Source organism: Streptosporangium sp. G12, assembly GCF_052983175.1.
In genome coordinates this window covers 1-18788 of record NZ_JBRIQO010000049.1, presented here as the reverse complement: position 1 = coordinate 18788, position 18788 = coordinate 1, and the positions used below count along the sequence as shown (strand labels likewise).

The window sequence follows — 18788 nt, the reverse complement described above, 5'->3', positions numbered from 1 at the left end:
AAGGCCTCGACTTCCTTCCCGCGGCTGGAGCCGGGGGATTCCACGCCGGAGGTATTCGATGATGGAACACGAGCTCATGAGGATCCTCACCGGCGGATGGGTGGCGGAGGCGACCTTCGCCGCCGTCCGGCTCGGGGTCGCCGACACGATCGCGGAACGCCGCCTGTACTCCTGCGAGATCGCGGAAACGGTCGGCGCGCACCCCGACGCGCTCGGCCGTCTGCTGCGCCTGCTGGCGGGGGTCGGCCTGGTCGACACCGACGAGGACGGCAGGTACGGCCTCACCCCGATGGGCGCCCTGCTGGGCCGCGACGAGCTGGGCCCGCTCGCCGCGCTCTACGGCGAGGACTATTTCGGCGCCGCGTGGCGAGGGCTGCCGCACACCCTGCGCACCGGCGAGACGGCCTTCGAGCACGTCTTCGGCAGGCCCGTCTTCGCGCACCTGACGGACGATCCCGGCAAGGCCTCCGTCTTCAACGCCGGCATGGCGGCGGGCGCCGCGTTCTTCCGCGAGGTCCCCATGGCGCACGACTTCTCCGGCGCCCGGACCGTGGTGGACCTGGCGGGCGGCACCGGCGCCCTGCTCGGCACCATCCTGCGGGACCACCCGGAGGCCGGGGGGATCCTGTTCGACGTGCCCGAGGTCGTCGCGAAGGCGCCCGCGCACCTGGACCGGATGGAGGTACTGGACAGGTGCGAGCTGGTCGGCGGCGACCTGTTCGAGTCCGTCCCGGCGGGCGGGGACGTCTACCTGCTCTCCCGCATCCTGCACGACTGGGACGACGGCCGGTGCGTCCGGCTGCTGCGCAACTGCGCCAGGGCGATGGAGACGGGGGCGGAACTACTGATCATCGAACGCGTCGTCTCCGCCGGCAGCCACCTGCCGCTCGCCTACGACCTGCACATGATGGTGATGACCGGCGGGCGGGAGCGGACCGAGGAGGAGTACCGGACGCTGCTGGAGAGCGCGGACCTGCTCCCCGGCAAGCTGGTCGAGCTCCCGTTCGGGATGCGGATGCTCACCGCGACCCGCTGATCCGACGACAGGAAAGCCGAACCGACGACAGGCGAGACAGCAAGACACGGAAAAGGCCGCGGTCCCGACGGGACCGCGGCCTTTCCCGGGTCAGACCACCGCCGGCACCCGGACGATCTCGACGCTGCCCTGGCCGCCGTCGACCCGGATCAGGTCGCCGTCCTGGATCCGCATGGTGGCGTTCCTGGTGCCGACGACGGCCGGGATGCCCAGCTCGCGCGCCACGATGGCCGCGTGCGACAGCGGCGCGCCGACGTCGGTGACCACCGCCGCGGCACGCGGGAACAGGAGCGTCCAGCCCACGTTGGTCACGGTCGTCACCAGGATCTCGCCCTCCGCGAGCCGGTCGCCGTCCGCCACGGAGGAGATCACCCGGGCGATGCCCTCGACCACGCCGGCCGCGCCGGGAAAGCCGCTGATGGTCTGCGAGGGGGGCGCCACCGTCGCTCCGGCGTCGAACACGTCGCCGCGGCGGTTCGGGTCGGCCGCCCACCGCTCCGGATCGAACCGTCCGCGGATGATGCCCGGGTACGGCGGGAGCGCCTTGTACAGCTCGTAGGTCGTCCTGCGCTTGGCCACCTGCGAGAGTGGCCGGCGCGAGCCGCGCAGCACGTCCAGGACCTCCTCGATCGTCAGGAAGAACAGGTCGTCGCCGTGCCCGGTCACCTCGCCGGCCCGCACGACGAAGTCGCGCACCATCCAGAAGCCGCGCATCATCTCCGAGCGGGTCTCCTCGCGGGCGCGGACGATCTCCTCCCAGCGGTCGATCTTGCGGCGGAACTTCTCCGCCTGCCTCGGATACCGCTCGCGGAACCTGCGCCAGGCGGCGTCGCTCGCCTCGTCCTGGCGGGTCAGCAGCTCGGTCGGGTCGACCGTGAGCCCGGCGATCTGCCTGTCGAGCCAGGTCGGGTCCTCCACCGGCCGGGCCACGGAGACCTCGAACTCGTCCGGGCCCCGATGGCCGTACCTGCGGACGTACTCCTCGCGGGAGATCTCGCCGCGCTTGAAGCGCGCCAGGCCGAGCAGCGGGCCGAGGCTCTCCAGCCGGCCGTCCGCGGCCTGGATCCCGGACATCAGCACGGCGGCGTCGGCCTCCCCGACGAGCTTGGTCAGCTGCGAGCCGAGGTAGATCAGCGAGCCGGCGTCCTGGCGGGCGGCGGCGGCGAGCATGCGGTTACACTCGCGGAACCTCGGCTCCACCTCGCTCTCCCAGAGCGCGGCGAGGTCCGCGCCGTCGGCCGTCCCGGCGATCCTGACGCGGATGGCCTCGGTGGTCCGGGGCGCGGACGCGACGTACTCGGGGATCCGGCCCACGAGCTGCTGGATGGCGCGGCGGCCCGCCAGGAGCGGTTTGGCCGCCTTGAGGGTCTGCCAGCGCGACATCGGCAGCAGCGGGGTCTCGACCCCCTCCGGCAGCCGCCCGTACACCGGCTCCTGGGTGTCCCTGATCTTTTTGGTCATGCCCAGGGCCCTGCCGAGAGAGGCGGTCAGGCTCATGTTCATGTAGACCCGGCCGCCGATGTTGCCGCACTGGGGGTGGCCGCCGAGGTGCCCGGCGACCATGATCTCGTCGATGAACGCCTGCACGAGCGACCAGGTGCACGGGGTCATCACGCTGGGGATCGCCTCGCCCAGGTTGCCGTTGGTCCACAGGTAGTCGCCCTTGAGCGAGTCGTTCCACACCTCGCGCTGCCCGGTGATGGGCCTGGCCTGCAGGATGTACGGCCTGCCCTCGTGGATGGCCCACTCGACGTCCACGGCGTGGCCGTACAGCTCCTCGATCGTCATGCCCAGCTCGGCGAGCCGTACGGCCTGCGCCCGCGACAGCACGGGCAGGTCGCGCCCGGTGTCCGGCACCGGCACCTCGCGGGTGCCCTCGGGCACGCGGACGGTCATCACGGTCTTGGCCGCGATGTGCTCCTCGACGATCGTGTGGTCGGCGCGGTCGAGCGTGATCGTGTCGGGCGTGACCAGCCCGCCGACGATCGCCTCACCCAGTCCCCACGCGGCGTTGATGCTCAGGTGGTCGCGGTCCTCGGTGAACATCACGCCCGCCGCGTCGGCGGGCACGAGCTCCTGGACGACGACGGCGAGGGCCACTTCGTCGTGGGGGACGCCGTTGCGCTCGCGGTAGGCGATGGCCCGCTCGGTCCACAGCGAGGCCCAGCAGCGCCTGACCGCGTCCAGGACCTGCTCGGCGCCGCGGATGTTGAGGAAGGTGTCCTGCTGCCCGGCGAACGACATCCCGGGCAGGTCCTCCGCGGTCGCCGACGAACGTACGGCCACCGCGGGCTCGTCGCCCAGCTCGCGATAGGCGGCCCGGATGTCGTCGGCGATGCCCTGAGGCACCTCGTGGGCGGCGAACAGGGCGGCGGCCTCGGCCGCGTCGCTCGACAGGATCCGGTCCCGCAGATCGTGGTGGGTCACGAAGGCGCGGTAGGCGGTGGTGGTGACGTGGAAGCCCGGCGGAACCGGGAGCCCGGCCCGGGCCAGGCGGGCGAGGGACTCGCCCTTGCCTCCCACGTTCGCCAGCTCGGTACGAGGGTCGGCCAGCGCAAGCGTGTTCATGGACCATCTCCATTCGTCCCAGGGGGTGTCCACTCGCATGAACAGGGCAGACATGTTCACGCTACGGAGCACCGGACGAGGCGGCCCACCCCTAGGCGCCCTTAAGTCAGGTATCGGAGGCCCGCTTGAGCAGCCCGGTCTCGTAGGCCGCCGCCACCGCCGAGGCCCGGTCCTTCACCCCGAGCTTGGCGAAGATGTGCAGCAGGTGCGTCTTGACCGTCGCCTCGGTGATGAACAGCTTCGCGGCGGCCTCGCGGTTGGTGGCGCCGCGGGCGATCAGCCCGAGCACCTCCAGCTCCCGCCGGCTCAGCGTCTGCTGTTCGGGCGCGCGCACCTTCTGCATGAGCAGCCCGGCCACGGTGGGGGACAGCACCGTCTCGCCGCGGGCGGCCGCCTGCGCGGCGCGGAGCAGCTCGACGCGCGGCGTGTCCTTGAGCAGGTAGCCGGTGGCGCCCTGCTCGATGGCGGGCAGCACGTCCGCGTCGTTGTCGAACGTGGTCAGGACCAGCACCTTGATGTCCGGTGTCTGCTCGCGCAGCCGGCGGATCAGCTCGGTGCCGCTCATCTTCGGCATCCGCAGGTCCATCAGCACGAGATCGGGATTGGTCTGGCGTGTCAGGACGAGAGCCTCCGGCCCGTCGGCCGCCTCGCCGACGACCTCGAAGGCCTCGTCGGTGGAGAAGATCTCGCGCAACCCGTCGCGGACGACCGGGTGATCGTCCACGACGATGATACGAATCGGCATGCCTCACGCGTTTCTGGAGTCGGCGGTGATGGCGGGCACCGTAGCAGAGACACCCGTTCCCTGGCCGAGAGCGGTCTCTATCTCGAAGTCCCCGGCCAGCCGGGTGACGCGCTGGCGCATCGCGACGAGCCCGAACCCGCCCGCGATGGACGGTTCCACCTTCTCGGGGTCGAATCCGGATCCGTCGTCGCGTACGTCGAGCACCACCACATCCTCCATGTAGGACAGGGTGACGGCGACCCTGCTGGCGGAGGCGTGTTTGCCGACGTTGGCCAGAGCCTCCTGCGCCACCCGCAGCAGGGTCATCTCCACCTCGGCGTGCAGTGGCCTGGCGTCACCGGTGACCGACACCGGAACCGGCACGCCCGACGTCTGCGACCAGGTGGCCGCGACGTCCTCCAGAGCGGTCGCGAGCTGGGCCTCCTCCAGCGGAGCGGGACGCATCGCCAGCACCGACCGGCGAGCCTCGTTGAGGCTGTCCCTGGCCAGCCCGCGCACGGTGTTCAGCCTGGAGCGGGCGGCGGGCACGTCCTCGATGACGTTCTCGGCGACTTCGAGCTGGGTGAGGATGGCGGTCAGCCCCTGGGCGATCGTGTCGTGGATCTCCCTGGCCATCCGCTGGCGCTCGCTGAGCACGCCCGCCTCGCGGGCGCGGGTCAGCAGCTGTGACTGCAGGTTCGAGTTCTCCTCCGCCATGGCGGCCAGCTTGGTGCCGGTCGCCTTCAACTGCGCGATCATCACCTTGCGCTGCTGGTTCTGCTTCGAGATGGTCTGGATGAACAGGCCGACGGTCGAGGCGATCAGGACGGCGACGAGGAAGGAGAAGATCAGCTCCTGCGGCGGCCGGGACCCGGGGCGGACGCCGACCAGGACCGCGGCCGTGGCGGCCACCCCCGCGTAGGCCGTCCACCCGCGCAGCAGGGTGAAGGCCTGGATGAACGCACCGGGGCCTGCCACCGTGAACACCGGATCGATCCTGATCAGCGCCGCGATGAAGGCGAGCATCACGACGAAGTAGACGATCGCCACCACCGGCCGCTCGATCCGGCTGAATCGCGATGAGACCATGAACCAGTGCCAGACCCCGGTGCACACCGCCAGGACCACCACGTCCGGCCGCCAGTCCCGCAGCAGGGCGAAGACGGTGGGCAGCAGGACGAAGAGGTACGGCAGGGCCGGCCAGGCGCGGTCCCATCGCGAGACGTTGGGCTCGATGGTCGTCACCAGCGGAACGCCTTCAGCGCGACCCCGCCCGCGACGATGGTGATCGCGACCAGCACGGCCAGGGTGAGCGGGGACGCGGGCTGGCCCTCCCAGGCGGCGCGGACGGCCTGGACGGCGGGGGCCATGGGGGTGAAGTCGCCGACGGAGCGCATCGACTCCGGCAGCGTCTCGCGGGCGCTCATGGCGCCGGAGACGAAGACCATGGGGAAGAAGGCGGCCAGGCCGATCACCGTGGCGGCGCGGCCACTGGGCACCAGGGCGCCGATGAGCAGCCCGATGGCACCGAGGCTGGCGGCGCCGAGGACCCAGGCGAGGACGAGGCCGACCGGGTCGGCCGGCCCGTTCATGCCGTAGACGGCCAGGCCGACGACGCCGAGCAGGAGGCCGCCGAGCACGGCCAGCAGCATGTGCGCGACCCACTGGGCACCGAAGATCATGGTGGGGGAGGCGGGGGTGGCGCGCAGCCGCTTGAGCACGCGGCGCTCGCGGTACTGGGCCAGCGTGGCCGGCAGGACGACCAGCGAGGCCAGGCCGATGACGAAGACGCTGAGCATCGGGACGACGGCCTCGATGATGGGCAGCCCGCTGGGCAGCGAGCCGCCGTTGCGCATCTTGATCCACAGGATGACCATGGGGAAGGCCAGGGCGAAGAAGGCGGCCATCGGGTCGCGCATGGCCAGCTTGAGCTCGATCGCGATGACGTTGCCGAGACCCTTCATTACACGGTCCTCTCAATGAGTGCGAAGTAGGCGTCGTCGAGGGAGCCGGAGGCGTCCCTGGTGAGGAGGTCGCCGGGGCTGCCCTGGTGGACGACGCGCCCCTGGTCGATGACGGCGATGCGGTCGCAGAGGGCGTCCGCCTCGTCCATGAAGTGGGTGACCAGCACGACGGTGACGCCGCGGTCGCGCATGGCGCGGATCATGTTCCAGGTCATCCGGCGGGCGGAGGGGTCCAGGCCGGTGGTCAGCTCGTCGAGGAAGACGACCTCGGGGTTGCCGACCAGGGCCAGCGCGATGAACAGGCGCTGCTTCCAGCCACCGGACAGGCCCGAGAAGCGGGCGCGCCTCTTCTCGGTCAGCCCCCACTCCTCCATCAGGGCGTTCCAGTCGGCGGGCTTGTCGTAGAAGGAGGCGTACATCTTCAGCGCCTCGCCGACCCTGATGGCGTCGGGCAGCGCGGCTTCCTGCAACTGGGTGCCGATGCGCTGGAGCAGCTCGCGCCGCTGCGTCTGCGGGTCCATGCCGAGCACGCGCAAGGTGCCGCCGTCGGGCTTGCGTAGCCCGGACGCGCACTCCACCACGGTGGTCTTGCCGGCTCCGTTGGGGCCGAGGATGCCGAAGATCTCGCCTCGCTCGACCGTCAGGGTGACGTCGTCCAGTGCCTTGTGCGTCCCGTAGCTCTTCTGCAGGCCGTTGATCTCGATGACTGTCATGTGTCGAGAATCCCCGCTGCACCGGGTCTCCGTAATCCACCGAACGGTTGATGGGGGTCGGCCGTTCCAGTCGGGGTTCCGTCGGTGGACGCGGCGAATCAGGCCGCTGACCAGGCGCGGATCGCCGTAGGGGTATCGAAGGGAGTAGAGACGGGGTTCCGAAGGATGAATATCGCAAACCCTGCCAATCTCGAACCCTATGGAGCATGAGCGACTCAGCAGTACGTGTACGTGAGCTGCGTAAGAAATACGGCGACCTGACCGCCGTCGACGGCATCGACCTGGACATCGCCCGGGGTGAGGTCTTCGCGCTCCTGGGCCCCAACGGCGCCGGCAAGACGACCACTGTCGAGATTCTGGAAGGGCACCGCCGCCGGGACGGCGGTGAGGTCAGCGTGCTCGGCGAGGACCCCGGCCGGGCCGGGCGCCTCTGGCGGTCCAAGCTCGGAATCGTGCTGCAGTCGGCCACCGACGCCGCCGAGTTCACCGTCCGCGAGACGGTGCACCATTTCGCGAGCTACTTCCCGCGCCCGCGCGACCCGGACTCGGTGATCGAGCTGGTGGGCCTGGCCGGCAAGGCCGACGCCCACATCCGCCACCTCTCCGGCGGCCAGCGGCGCAGAGTCGACGTGGCCCTGGGCGTCGTGGGCAACCCCGAGCTCCTCTTCCTGGACGAGCCGACCACGGGGTTCGACCCCGAGGCCCGCCGCCAGTTCTGGGGCCTGATCTCGCTGCTCTCCGACGAGGGCACCACCATCGTGCTGACCACGCACTACCTCGACGAGGCGGAGGCGCTGGCCAGCCGGGTGGGGGTGATCGCGAAGGGCAGGGTCGTCGCGATCGGCGAGCCGGCCACGCTGGCCGGCCGCGCCGAGGCGGACGCGACGGTCAGCTGGTCCACCCCGGACGGGGAACGCCGCGTGAAGACCCCGACGCCCACGAAGGTCGTCGCGGAGCTCATCGCGCAGTACGACGGGGAGATCCCCGACTTGACCGTCAGGCGGCCGACTCTCGAAGACACCTACCTAGGCCTTATCGGAGAGCAGTTGTGACAACCACGTTGCCGATGCAACCGACGCAACCGACCGACATCCGACCGGTGCAGGCGGTGCGACTGCCCAGCGCCGGCCGGCTGACCCTGAAGCGCGGCGCGATGGAGCTCAAGGGCTTCTTCCGCACGAAGAGCCAGTTCATCGTCATCTTCTCGCTCCCGGCGATCATGCTGATGCTGCTGGGCGCCATGTCGAGCAGCAGGCAGGGACTGCCCGGCGTCACGGGAGCCCAGATCCTCACCGCCGGCATGATCGGCGCCGGCATCATGGGCACGTCCTTCCAGAACCTGGGCATCAACATCACGCTGGAGCGCCACGACGGGACGCTCAAGAGGCTGTACGGCATGCCCATGCCGCGCACGGCCTACTTCGGCGGGAAGATCATCCAGGTCCTGGTGTGCATGATCGCCGAGGTCATCCTCCTGATCGCGGTCGGGGTGCTGATGTTCGGCATCAACCTGCCCACCACCGTCCACCAGTGGCTGACGTTCACCTGGGTCCTCCTCCTCGGCGGCATGGCCTGCACGTTCCTGGGCATCGCGATCGGCAGCCTGCCGAAGTCCACGCGCGGGGCCAACGCGGTGATCACGCTGCCCTTCCTCATCGTGCAGTTCTGCTCCGGTGTCTACATCCCCTTCTCCGACGTGCCGTGGATCCTGCAGATCTTCGCGTCGATCTTCCCGCTCAAGTGGATGACCCAGGGCATGCGGTCGGTGTTCCTGCCCGAGCAGGCGGTGGTCCTGGAGCCGGCCGGCAGCTGGGAGCTCCCGATGGTGGCCCTGGCGCTGGGCCTGTGGTGCGTGGTCGGCCTGGTCCTGTGCCTGCGGACGTTCCGCTGGACCGCGCGCGACAGCTAGTCGTAGGGGTCGATCGGGGGTGCCTTCTGGAAAACTGTTTTTTAATATGTTGTAAAGACCGATCCATGGAGGTGCCAGTGACTATAGCCCCCGGCTCCACACGAGAGGTTAAAGCGGATTGCATAATTTCCGACCACGGCCCGTACGATGTCAACATCTTTCTCCTCGGCGGACCCGCCGAATTCCCGGAGACTGCCCGGTCCCGGCGGCTGGAAAGAGCCGACGGGAAGGTCAAGATCCAGTACCGGAGCGGCTACGAGCATTTCGAGCGTACCGAGGAGCACTACCACCTCGAAGGCGACTGCCAGGGCCTGATCTACCGCTGGACGACCAGGACGAGGATCGCTGAATAATCAAAGACGACAGACGCCCGACTCCGTGCGCCGCGCCCCCTGAAATCCGGGCGCGGCGCTTTTTTTGGGTGACCGGGAATCGAAAGTTGTAGATCGGATGCTATTAAGGGTCACCCCGTTGTGGGCCTATAAGGGGCGGCGTAGCTTATTAATCGTGAACCGGTTATGCGGACCATGGGCAATCGTTCTCACTCTCGTGAGGGGTGTTCGGTATGGGGTTCTTTGAAAGAGACGCGGCGATGGCCTCCCTACGGGGACTCCTCACCGAGACGATCGAGGGGAGGAGCAGGGTCGCGATGGTGACCGGAGTGGTCGCCACGGGGAAGAGCGAGCTGCTGCACGCCTTCGCCGAGCAGGTCTACGACCGCGGAGCGCTCCCGCTCGTGGCGACGGCGTCGCGGGGGGAGAGCGACCTCCCGCTCGGCGTGCTGGGACAGCTCTTCCACAACGCCCCTCTGGGCGAGCGGCTGCGCGAGCGCGCGATGGACCTCCTGCGCGAGGGCGGCGAGCGACTGGAGACCCAGGTCGTCGAGGGGCTCTGCGGGGTGCTGCTGTCACTGGCGGAACAGCTCCCGCTGGTGATCGTCGTCGACGACGTCCACGACTCCGACCGCGCCTCGCAGATGTGCCTGTCCTACTTCATGCGCCGGGCCAGGTCGTCGCCGGTGATGACGGTGTTCGGGCACGCCGACTACCCGCACCAGACGGACAGGTTCTTCCCCACCGAGATCATCAGACAGCCGCACTGCACCGCCATCCGGCTGCATCCGCTCTCGCGCGGCGCCGTGCTGAGCATGGTGAGCGAGAGCCTGGGGCACGAGACGGCCGAGCGGCTGGCGCCGGAGTGGCACGACCTCAGCGGTGGCAACCCGATCCTGGTGGCCGGGCTGCTCGAGGACTTCGCGAGGAACGGCACGGGAGCGCCGGCGGAAAGGTACGGCGAGGCCGTGCTGTCCTGCCTGCACCGCGTCGACCCGGCCCTGCTGGACGTGGCCAGATGGGCGGCGGCGATCGACGACCCGGCGCTCGTCCACCGGCTGGCCCGCTCGGACACGCCGTCGGTCCCCCTGTCGATCCGCTGGCTGGAGACGGCGGGGCTGCTGGAGGACGGCCGGTTCCACCACGAGGCGGGCGAGGAGGCGGTCCTGGCCGATCTCGGAGCCGACAAGCGCCAGTACATGCACCGGCGCGCGGCCGAGCTGCTGAACGGCGAGGGCGCCTCCGACCTGGCGATCGCCGAGCAGCTGAGCAAGGCCGATGACGCCGACGCCTCCTGGGCCGTGCCCGTGCTGCGGTCGGCGGCCCGCCGCAGGCTGATCGACGGCGAGGTCGAGTCGGCCGTCGACTATCTCAAACTCGCCCTGCGCGGCCGCCTGGACGACCAGGAGCGCACGTCGATCGCGACCATGTTGATGCGCGCCGAGTGGCGTATCGACCCGAAGGCGCCGATCAGCCACATGGAGGAGCTCACCGACGCGCTGCACAACGGGAGCCTGCGCGGCAGTGACGCGATCATCCTGGCCAGGGCGCTGCTGTGGCACGGCAGGATGGACGTCGCCTGCGACGTCCTGGAGCGCACGGCGGAATTCGGCGACAGCGACCCGCACACGGTCGCCGAGGGCGTGAGCACCAGGATGTGGCTGCGCTGCTCCGCGCCGCCGCTCCTGGCCCACATGAACACCTGGGCGGGCAAGAACATCAGCGAGGCGGTGCTGCCGTTCCAGGTGAGCCGGCGCCTGGAGTCGATCAACGCGCTGGTCGGCGTGCTCACCGGCGGCCCCCACGACCGGATCGTGGCCACGGCCGAGCGGATCCTGCGCGGCTCCAACCTGGACGAGATGTCCATGGACACCGTGGAGAGCGCGCTGCTCGCCCTCGTGTACGCCGGGCGGTCCAACCGGGCGGTGCCGCGGTGCGACGCGCTGATCGGGGAGCTGCGTTCCGGGGGCTCGCCCGCCCGCCGGGCGCGACTCACCGCGATCCGGGCGGAGCTCTCGCTGCGCCAGGGAGAGCTCGAAGAGGCCGCGTCGTACGCCCGGCTGGCCCTGGAGATCATTCCGCCGAGCAGCTGGGGCGTGGCCGTGGCCGGACCGGTGGCCACCCTCATGCTGGCCGCCACCGCGATGGGACGCTACGACGAGGCGCTCGCGCAGCTCAACCACGCGTTCCCCGAGGCGATGCTGCAGACCAGGTGCGGCGTGCGGTTCCTGCAGGCCCGCGGTCGCTACCAGCTCGCCGTCGACAACCCGGTGGCGGCGCTGCGCGACTTCCGGCTCTGCGGGGAACTGCTGACCGCCTGGAAGATGGACACCCCGGGGTTCATCGCCTGGCGCACGGACGTGGCCGAGGCCCTCATCGCCCTGGGCAGGCACGACGAGGCCCGCGAGCTGGTCGAGGAGCAGCTGAGCCGGTCGGGCGCCGGCTCGGAGCGCACCGACGGCGTGGCGCTGCGGGTGCTGGCCGCCACCAGCGAGGTACGGCACCGGCCGATGTTCCTGCGCCAGGCCTCCGAGCACCTGCAGGCGTGCGGGGACCGCTACGAGCTGGCCAGGTCGCTGATCGACCTCACCGAGGCCTACCACAGCGTGGGCGAGTTCCGCAGGGCGGGCATCATCGCCAGCCGCGCGCGGACCCTGGCCCAGGAGTGCGGTGCCCGCCCGCTGAGCCAGGCGCTCGCCGACGAGGGCGGCGCGGAGGACGGGGACGGCGAGACGAACAGGGTGGTGGCCATCCTCAGCGACGCCGAGCGCAGGGTGGCCGGCCTGGCCACGGTGGGCTACTCCAACCGTGAGATCGCCGCCAAGCTGTTCATCACGGTGAGCACCGTCGAGCAGCACCTGACGCGCGTGTACCGCAAGCTGAACATCACCCAGCGCTCGGACCTGCCGCCGGACCTGACGGCCCAGCCCGGCCGCGTTCCCGGCCTCGCACGTGAGGGGGCACACCCGGTCAGGCCGGCCGCCGGCCGCTAGCGGCGTGACCGGTCGCTCAGACGAGCGGCCAGTCGCGCACCATCTGCGGCACGATCACGCAGCCGTGCAGCACGTACTGAGTGACCATGAAGACCGCGTACGGCCGCCGCCGGCGCGGTCCGGGCGGGATCGGGGCGCGGCAGAGCAGGGCGATGGCCAGCCCGCCCAGGCACATGGCGGCCGCGGGCAGGTACAGCGACGGATCCCCCAGCAGCAGCACGCCCCCGGTGACGACGACGGGCAGGGCGAGCGAGACGTTGATGATGGCCAGCCGCAGCGCGCGCTCGCCGTACACGACGGCGAACGTCACGCGGCCGGCCGCCGCGTCGCCCTCCAGGTCGGGCAGGTCCTTGGTCGTCGTGCCCACCAGGGCGGTCCAGAGCGAGGCGGCGAGGACGAAGACGATCAGCTGCGTCCCGATGTCGATCCCTCCCGCGTAGGCGTGGGCGCCTGCGTAGTAGGTCAGGATGCTGGCCGTCAGCCCGATCGCGACCGTTCCGCTGGTCCTGCGCTTGAGGTGGAAGGGCGGACCCGAGTAGAGGTAGCCGAGGGCCAGCATGACGGCGACCATCCCCACGTTCACCGGCCCCAGCGCCAGGCTGATCGCGACGGACGCGACCGCGGCGCCGGCCGCGACCCCGGTGGCGAAGGCGGGCGGTAACTCCCCCCTCGCTATGGGCCGGCGCGAGCCGTTGAGCCGGTCCTCGCACACGTCCGTGACGCCGTTGTAGAGATAGACGGCGAAGACGGCCAGCGTCCATGTCAGCGCGCTCCACGCGGTCCTGCCCAGGTCGCCCTCGCCGGCGACGGCGGAACTCAGCGACGCCCCGGTGAGGAAGCGCAGCAGGAAGTTGAACTGCACGGAGGGACGGGCCTCGGCCAGGCACAGCCCGCTGTGCCTGAGGGGGAGAAACCCAGTCGGGGAACTGATGCTCGTCGTCATCACTGTCAGCCCTTCCGCCAAACCGAAGATCGATTAGTGATCGTTTCCAGTCGTGCCCCTCGCCTGGGGCGCATTCGTGGGAAGCGTTTACCGATACAGGGTGGTCGCAGATCGACGCCAGGTTTCGATCTAGTGTCACATACGGCACCCCCGCGCAGACATCCGATGTTTCACCCCGGAGCGGTCGGACGGGCGCACCAGGTCGAACTTTCGATACCCGGAGTGATCCTTCGGTACGGGAGGGGAATTCTCCTGACCACTTGTCTTGACCGGGGAATTCAATGGCTATTTGGTAATGGTGAACATCCGAGGCAGTCGGATAATCTCAGTGAAGGAGATTGGGGAATGGGCGCGAACCGGCCTGTAGAGCGTTATTCCGATTTTACTCCCCTCGTTCTTCCCGATCGGACGTGGCCGGACGGGCGGATTAGTTCGTCGCCGCGCTGGCTGTCCACCGACCTCCGAGACGGTAACCAGTCGCTCGCCAACCCGATGTCCCCGGCGAGGAAGCTTCGGATGTTCGAGCTTCTGGTCGACATCGGCTACAAGGAGATCGAGATCGGATTCCCGGTCGCGAGCCAGGACGACCACGACTTCGTCCGGCTCCTCATCGAGGAGGACCGGATCCCGGACGACGTATGGATATCGGCTCTGGTGCCGGCGCGCGACGAGCTGATTGAGCGCACCATCCGTTCCATGTCGGGGGCGCCCAGGGCCACGCTCCACCTCTACAACGCGACGGCCCCGCTGTTCCGGCGGGTGGTGTTCGGAATGGACCGGGAGCAGTGCAAGGACCTGGCCGTCCGGGGCACGGAACTGGTGAAGAAATATGCCGAAAAAGAGCTCAGTGGTGGCAATTTCCGGTTCCAGTACTCACCTGAGTTGTTCAACGAGACCGAGGCCGACTTCTCCCTCGAGGTCTGCGAAGCCGTCATGGACGCGTGGGAGCCCGCTGCCGACCGGCCGATAATCCTGAACTTCCCCACGACCGTGGAGCGTTCGCTGCCCTCCGTCTTCGCCGACCAGATCGAGTGGCTCGACCGGAACCTGTCGCGCCGGGAGCACGTCTGCCTGTCCATCCACCCGCACAACGACCGGGGGACCGGGGTCGCCTCGGCCGAACTCGCCCTCCTGGCCGGCGCCCAGCGCATCGAAGGCTGCCTGTTCGGCAACGGCGAGCGGGCGGGCAACGTCTGCCTCGTGACACTGGGGATGAACATGTTCAGCCACGGCGTCGACCCCGGCATCGACTTCTCCGACATCGACAGGATCCGCGACACCGTCGAGTGGTGCAACGAGATCCCCGTGCACCCCAGGCACCCCTACGGGGGCGAGCTGGTCTACACGTCCTTCTCCGGCTCCCACCAGGACGCGATCAAGAAGGGCTTCGACGACCTCGAGCGCGACGCGGTCGAGGCCGGCGTGAGCATCGACGAGCAGCCGTGGCGGATGCCGTACCTTCCGGTCGACCCCAAGGACGTGGGACGCACCTACGAGGCGATCGTGCGGATCACCACCCAGTCCGGCAAGAGCGGCGTCGCCTACATCATGAGCGCCTGGTACGGCATGCGGTTGCCGAAGGAGCTCCAGAAGGACTTCGCGACGGTGGTCCAGTCGAGCGCGGAGCTGCTCGGCAGCGAGCTCTCGCCCGAGCAGGTCTGGGAGCTGTTCGAGAAGGAGTACATCTCCTCCGACGGCCCGGTCGGCGAGCCGTACACCGCCGGCGGGCGGGTCGCCGCGACGCTCCACCTCGACGGCGCGGGGGAGCACGACGCCAGGACCATCGGCGCCAAGCTCGCCCCCTGGGGCATCGACGTGCGCACCGTGCACCGCGCGGCCGAGGCGGACCCGGCCGGCGGTGCGCTCACGGGGGCCGCGGTCTACGCCGAGTACCGGGTCGGGGGGGCGACGGTCTGGGGCGTCGGCGTGGACACCTCCGCCGTGGGCGCGGCCCTGTCGGCGGTCGGGGTCGCCCTCAGACGGGGCGGCAAGCAGGCGGCCGTGATCGTCACGCCGCACGTCTGATGCCCCGCGCCGCGCGTCTGATCAGGGACTGCGCACTCGTGGCGGCGGCCACGGGCGCGCGGTTCGCGCTTCGCGGCATTGCGCCGACCTCACATTCGCCGCCGGCGAGTTGCTTCCAATATAAAAATGCTGACTATTTGTGAGATATTCAGTAAAGGGTCCCGGGATAATTGAGTTAGGCTCGGGTTTGCCTGCTTGACTGCCCTGTTCACCCGGTGTCGGTTGCCTACTCGGCATCCATGAACCATGATGTGAACATCTGGGGAAAACCCGGAAACGCAGCAGGGGGCAGCAGGGAAGCAGGGGGCAGGATGGCGGAAGACGACGATGGAGTAGCCCGCACGCAGAGTCCGTCAGCAGCTCTTATCGAAGAGTGCCGAGCGGATATCCTCGCCAAGTACGAACAGGACCTGGAAGTCGTCGGTAGCGTCCTTGTCCAGGACGAGCAGGCGAAAGCCCAGGTCATGGCGAATGCCAACCAGATCCTCACCGACATAGCCGCCGCGCTGGACAACGGTCTCCCCCACTCCGACGAGTCCTTCCGCTTCCTGTCCTGGGATATCGGCCTGACCAGAGCGGCCACCGGTGTCCATCCGAAAGAGTCCCTACTCGCCGCCTCGGTGTTCTTCCGAGCGGCCTTCACCATTCTGAGCAAGTGGATCCAGGACGACTCCGAGACTGACCGCCTGCTCAGGAACGTGGTCACCACGCTGGAGCAGTCCGTCTCGCTCCGCATCAGGGAAGCCGCGACCAGCTACGCCGGATTCCTGCTCAGCAAGGTGCACGAGGCACACGTGGCCGAGCGCGGGCGCATCGCCAGGGAACTGCACGACCGCATCGGGCAGAGCCTCAGCGTCGCCCACCGGCAGGCCGAGCTCTGCGTCATGTACCGCACCAGCGACCCCGCCCAGGCGGTCGTCAAGATGGAGCGGGTGCAGGAGGCGATCCAGGAGGCCATGTGGCGATTGCGCCAGCTGACCTCCGACCTACACCCCCTCGAACCGATACAGAGCCTGGAGAAGGCGCTGCTCGCGCATCTCGAGGCCATCGGCGTCGAGGACATGACGGCGGAGCTGGTCGTCAACGGTGACGAGGTCTGGGCGACACCTGCCATCAGCGAGGAGTGCCTGCTGATCCTGAGCGAGGCGATCCGCAACGCGCTCAGGCACGGCCGGCCGTCGTCCATCTACATCAGGGTCGACATCGCGCCGCACGAGCTGCGGGCGTCGGTGATCGACGACGGTTGCGGCTTCGACGTCAACAGCCGTCCCGCACACCACAGCCTCGGGCTGGCCTCGATCCAGGAACGCGCCGCCCTGCTCGGCGGCATGGTCACCATCAGCACCGAAATGGGACGGGGCACCCGAATCGATCTCGCCGTGCCATTACCGGGGTCCTTCGATGATCAAGAGTGACCACCCCATCAGGATAGCGATAGTCGACGACCACGCCCTGTTCCGCGAGGGGGTGCGAGAGATCCTGGAGGCGCAGGAGGACCTGGTGGTCGTGGGCGAGGCCGGCACCTCGTTCACCGCCCTGGAACTGGTCTCGCAGAAGCGCCCCGACGTCCTCCTGCTCGATGTCGAGATCCCCGGCGACGCGGTCACGCACACCGTCTCCCGGGCACGCGTGATCTCGCCGGCCACCCAGATCATCATCCTGAGCATGTACGACGGGCCGCATCTCCTGCGGCAACTGCTGTCCGCCGGCATCCGGGGCTACCTGCTCAAGACCGTGCACCGCTACGAACTCGTCGCGGCGATCAGGAGCGTGCACTACGAACCCGATCGCCTCATCCTGGTCATCTCCCCGGAGAGCCTCGCCCAGATGGAGACCACGCGCACCGAGGTTCTGACGACCAAGGAGCGGGAGGTGCTCGAACTGGTCGCCCAGGCGTACAGCAACAGGCAGATCGCCTCCCGGCTGAACACCACGGAAGCCACGGTCAAGCGCCACCTGCGCAACATCTTCGTGAAACTCGGGGCGGCCTCACGCATCGACGCCGTCAACCGGGCGATCGACGCCTCGCTGATCACACCGACACGATGACCCCGTCCGCCCCCTGATCAAGTTCTGCGCGACCCCAGAAGGGCGTCGTGACGATTCTCCTGCGTTCAGGGCCTCCCTACAGTGAAATTGTGAACGCCGAGGCTTTGATCGCGAACATTCTGCCCCCATGGGCGATGGCTGCCGACACCTTCGAGGACCACGCCGACGCCATGCTCTTTCCCGCGGAAGCAGAGGTGATCAGCAGGTCCGTGGAGCAGAAGCGCGCGGAGTTCGCGACCGCCCGGATGTGCGCCAGGAAGGCCATGAGCGCGCTCGGCCTGCCCCCGCAGCAGGTGCTGCCGGGGGTGCGCGGCGAGCCCCAGTGGCCCAAGGGCGTCGTCGGCAGCATCACCCACTGCACGGGCTACCGCGCGGCCGTGGTCGGCGCGAGCAGCGAGGGGCTCACGATCGGCATCGACGCGGAGCCCGACAAGGGCATCGCCAGCGGGGTGCTGGAGGCCATCTCCAAACCCGAGGAGCGAGAGGCCATCAGGGCCCTGAACCGGGAGCACCCGGGCCCGTCCTGGGACCGCCTGCTCTTCAGCGCCAAGGAGTCCGTCTACAAGGCGTGGTTCCCGCTGACCAGACGCTGGCTGGACTTCGAGAGCGCGACGGTGACGTTCGACCCGCTGCGCGGCACCTTCTACGCCCGCCTGCTGGTGACCGGGCCCAGCATGTTCGGCCGCCCGCTGACCGGGTTCCGCGGCCGCTGGATGGCCCGTGAAGGGCTGATCCTCACCGCCATCGCCATATCGGCGCGCTCCGACCGCGTGCAGCACCGGGACCGGGCGCACTACAGGGAGCAGGCGCGCTACCGAGAGCGCGCGCAGTACAGAGTCTGAGCGGCGACGGGGATCGGGCGCGGTACGAGTCCGAGCGCGGCACAGGAACCGAGCGAAGTACAGAGATCGAGCGAAGTACAGGGTCTGGGCACGGCGCAGAGACCGAGCGCGGTGCGGAGCCCGAGCCACACCCGAGGTCGTCGGTCACCACGTTCACGGAGGAACGCGTGATGAGGAAGGTCCTGATCGCCAATCGCGGTGAGATCGCCGTACGGGTGGCCCGTGCCTGCAGGGATGCCGGCCTGTGCAGCGTGGCGGTCTACGCCGAGCAGGATCTGGACGCGCTGCACGTCAGGATGGCGGACGAGGCGTACGCGCTGGCCGGTCAGTCGCCGGCGGAGACGTACCTGAACATCGCCAAGCTGCTGCGGATCGCCGCGCGGTCCGGCGCCGACGCGGTCCACCCCGGCTACGGCTTTTTGGCGGAGAACGCCGACTTCGCCCGCGCCGTCATCGACGCGGGGCTCACCTGGATCGGACCGCCCCCCGAGGCGATCGCGGCACTGGGCGACAAGGTCCAGGCCAGGCACATCGCGGCCAGGGTGGGCGCGCCACTGGTGGCGGGCACCAAGGAGCCCGTACAGGGCGCGGCGGAGGTCGTCGCCTTCGCGCGCGAGCACGGCCTGCCGATCGCGATCAAGGCCGCGTACGGCGGCGGCGGGCGCGGGCTGAAGGTCGCGCGCACCCTGG

At 69.4% G+C, this 18788-nt stretch carries 16 protein-coding genes; 10 read left to right on the top strand and 6 right to left on the bottom strand.

Going from position 1 to position 18788, the window contains the following annotated elements:
• Positions 1–76: 76 nt before the first annotated feature.
• Positions 77–1036, top strand: coding sequence for a methyltransferase (locus ACVCAG_RS43750; RefSeq protein ID WP_440089511.1), 960 nt, complete (start codon positions 77–79; stop codon positions 1034–1036).
• A 90-nt stretch (positions 1037–1126) separates the two neighbouring features.
• Here the strand turns inward: ACVCAG_RS43750 and ACVCAG_RS43745 are convergent, their stop codons facing one another.
• From ACVCAG_RS43745 to ACVCAG_RS43725, 5 genes are all read right to left on the bottom strand, one after another.
• Positions 1127–3604: a PEP/pyruvate-binding domain-containing protein gene (locus tag ACVCAG_RS43745; protein WP_440089509.1), complete on the bottom strand. Its 2478-nt coding sequence runs from the start codon at positions 3602–3604 to the stop codon at positions 1127–1129.
• A gap of 106 nt (positions 3605–3710) precedes the next feature.
• Entirely contained in the window at positions 3711–4349 is a 639-nt protein-coding gene (locus ACVCAG_RS43740) for a response regulator (RefSeq protein WP_440089507.1), read from the bottom strand.
• A gap of 3 nt (positions 4350–4352) precedes the next feature.
• The gene (locus tag ACVCAG_RS43735; RefSeq protein ID WP_440089505.1) at positions 4353–5573 is read right to left on the bottom strand and encodes a histidine kinase; all 1221 of its coding nucleotides are present in this window, start codon (positions 5571–5573) and stop codon (positions 4353–4355) included.
• Positions 5570–6292, bottom strand: a complete 723-nt coding sequence (locus tag ACVCAG_RS43730) for an ABC transporter permease (protein ID WP_440073930.1) — start codon at positions 6290–6292, stop codon at positions 5570–5572. Before ACVCAG_RS43730 ends, ACVCAG_RS43735 begins: the two co-directional genes overlap by 4 nt.
• Entirely contained in the window at positions 6292–7005 is a 714-nt protein-coding gene (locus ACVCAG_RS43725) for an ATP-binding cassette domain-containing protein (RefSeq protein ID WP_440089503.1), read from the bottom strand. Before ACVCAG_RS43725 ends, ACVCAG_RS43730 begins: the two co-directional genes overlap by 1 nt.
• A 206-nt stretch (positions 7006–7211) precedes the next feature.
• Between ACVCAG_RS43725 and ACVCAG_RS43720 the strand changes: the two genes are divergently transcribed.
• From ACVCAG_RS43720 to ACVCAG_RS43705, 4 genes are all read left to right on the top strand, one after another.
• Entirely contained in the window at positions 7212–8057 is an 846-nt protein-coding gene (locus tag ACVCAG_RS43720) for an ATP-binding cassette domain-containing protein (RefSeq protein ID WP_440089502.1), read from the top strand.
• A 56-nt stretch (positions 8058–8113) separates the two neighbouring features.
• Positions 8114–8914, top strand: coding sequence for an ABC transporter permease (locus ACVCAG_RS43715; protein WP_447191540.1), 801 nt, complete (start codon positions 8114–8116; stop codon positions 8912–8914).
• A gap of 65 nt (positions 8915–8979) precedes the next feature.
• Positions 8980–9267, top strand: coding sequence for a DUF5988 family protein (locus ACVCAG_RS43710; RefSeq protein WP_440089499.1), 288 nt, complete (start codon positions 8980–8982; stop codon positions 9265–9267).
• A 212-nt stretch (positions 9268–9479) separates the two neighbouring features.
• On the top strand, positions 9480–12239 hold the full coding sequence (locus ACVCAG_RS43705) for an AAA family ATPase (RefSeq protein ID WP_440089498.1): 2760 nt from the start codon (positions 9480–9482) through the stop codon (positions 12237–12239).
• A gap of 16 nt (positions 12240–12255) precedes the next feature.
• Here the strand turns inward: ACVCAG_RS43705 and ACVCAG_RS43700 are convergent, their stop codons facing one another.
• Positions 12256–13182, bottom strand: coding sequence for a UbiA family prenyltransferase (locus tag ACVCAG_RS43700; protein WP_440089497.1), 927 nt, complete (start codon positions 13180–13182; stop codon positions 12256–12258).
• Positions 13183–13527: 345 nt separating this feature from the next.
• Between ACVCAG_RS43700 and ACVCAG_RS43695 the strand changes: the two genes are divergently transcribed.
• From ACVCAG_RS43695 to ACVCAG_RS43675, 5 genes are all read left to right on the top strand, one after another.
• Positions 13528–15207, top strand: coding sequence for a 2-isopropylmalate synthase (locus ACVCAG_RS43695; protein ID WP_440089496.1), 1680 nt, complete (start codon positions 13528–13530; stop codon positions 15205–15207).
• A gap of 464 nt (positions 15208–15671) precedes the next feature.
• Positions 15672–16622 carry a histidine kinase gene (locus ACVCAG_RS43690; protein WP_440089494.1) on the top strand — a complete coding sequence of 317 codons (951 nt, stop codon included), beginning with the start codon at positions 15672–15674 and terminating at the stop codon, positions 16620–16622.
• Positions 16609–17256 carry a response regulator gene (locus ACVCAG_RS43685; protein WP_440089493.1) on the top strand — a complete coding sequence of 216 codons (648 nt, stop codon included), beginning with the start codon at positions 16609–16611 and terminating at the stop codon, positions 17254–17256. Before ACVCAG_RS43690 ends, ACVCAG_RS43685 begins: the two co-directional genes overlap by 14 nt.
• An 89-nt stretch (positions 17257–17345) precedes the next feature.
• Positions 17346–18098: a 4'-phosphopantetheinyl transferase superfamily protein gene (locus ACVCAG_RS43680; protein ID WP_440089492.1), complete on the top strand. Its 753-nt coding sequence runs from the start codon at positions 17346–17348 to the stop codon at positions 18096–18098.
• 170 nt (positions 18099–18268) lie between these two features.
• A partial coding sequence (locus tag ACVCAG_RS43675) for a biotin carboxylase N-terminal domain-containing protein (RefSeq protein ID WP_440089491.1) occupies positions 18269–18788 on the top strand: 520 nt, incomplete at its 3' end.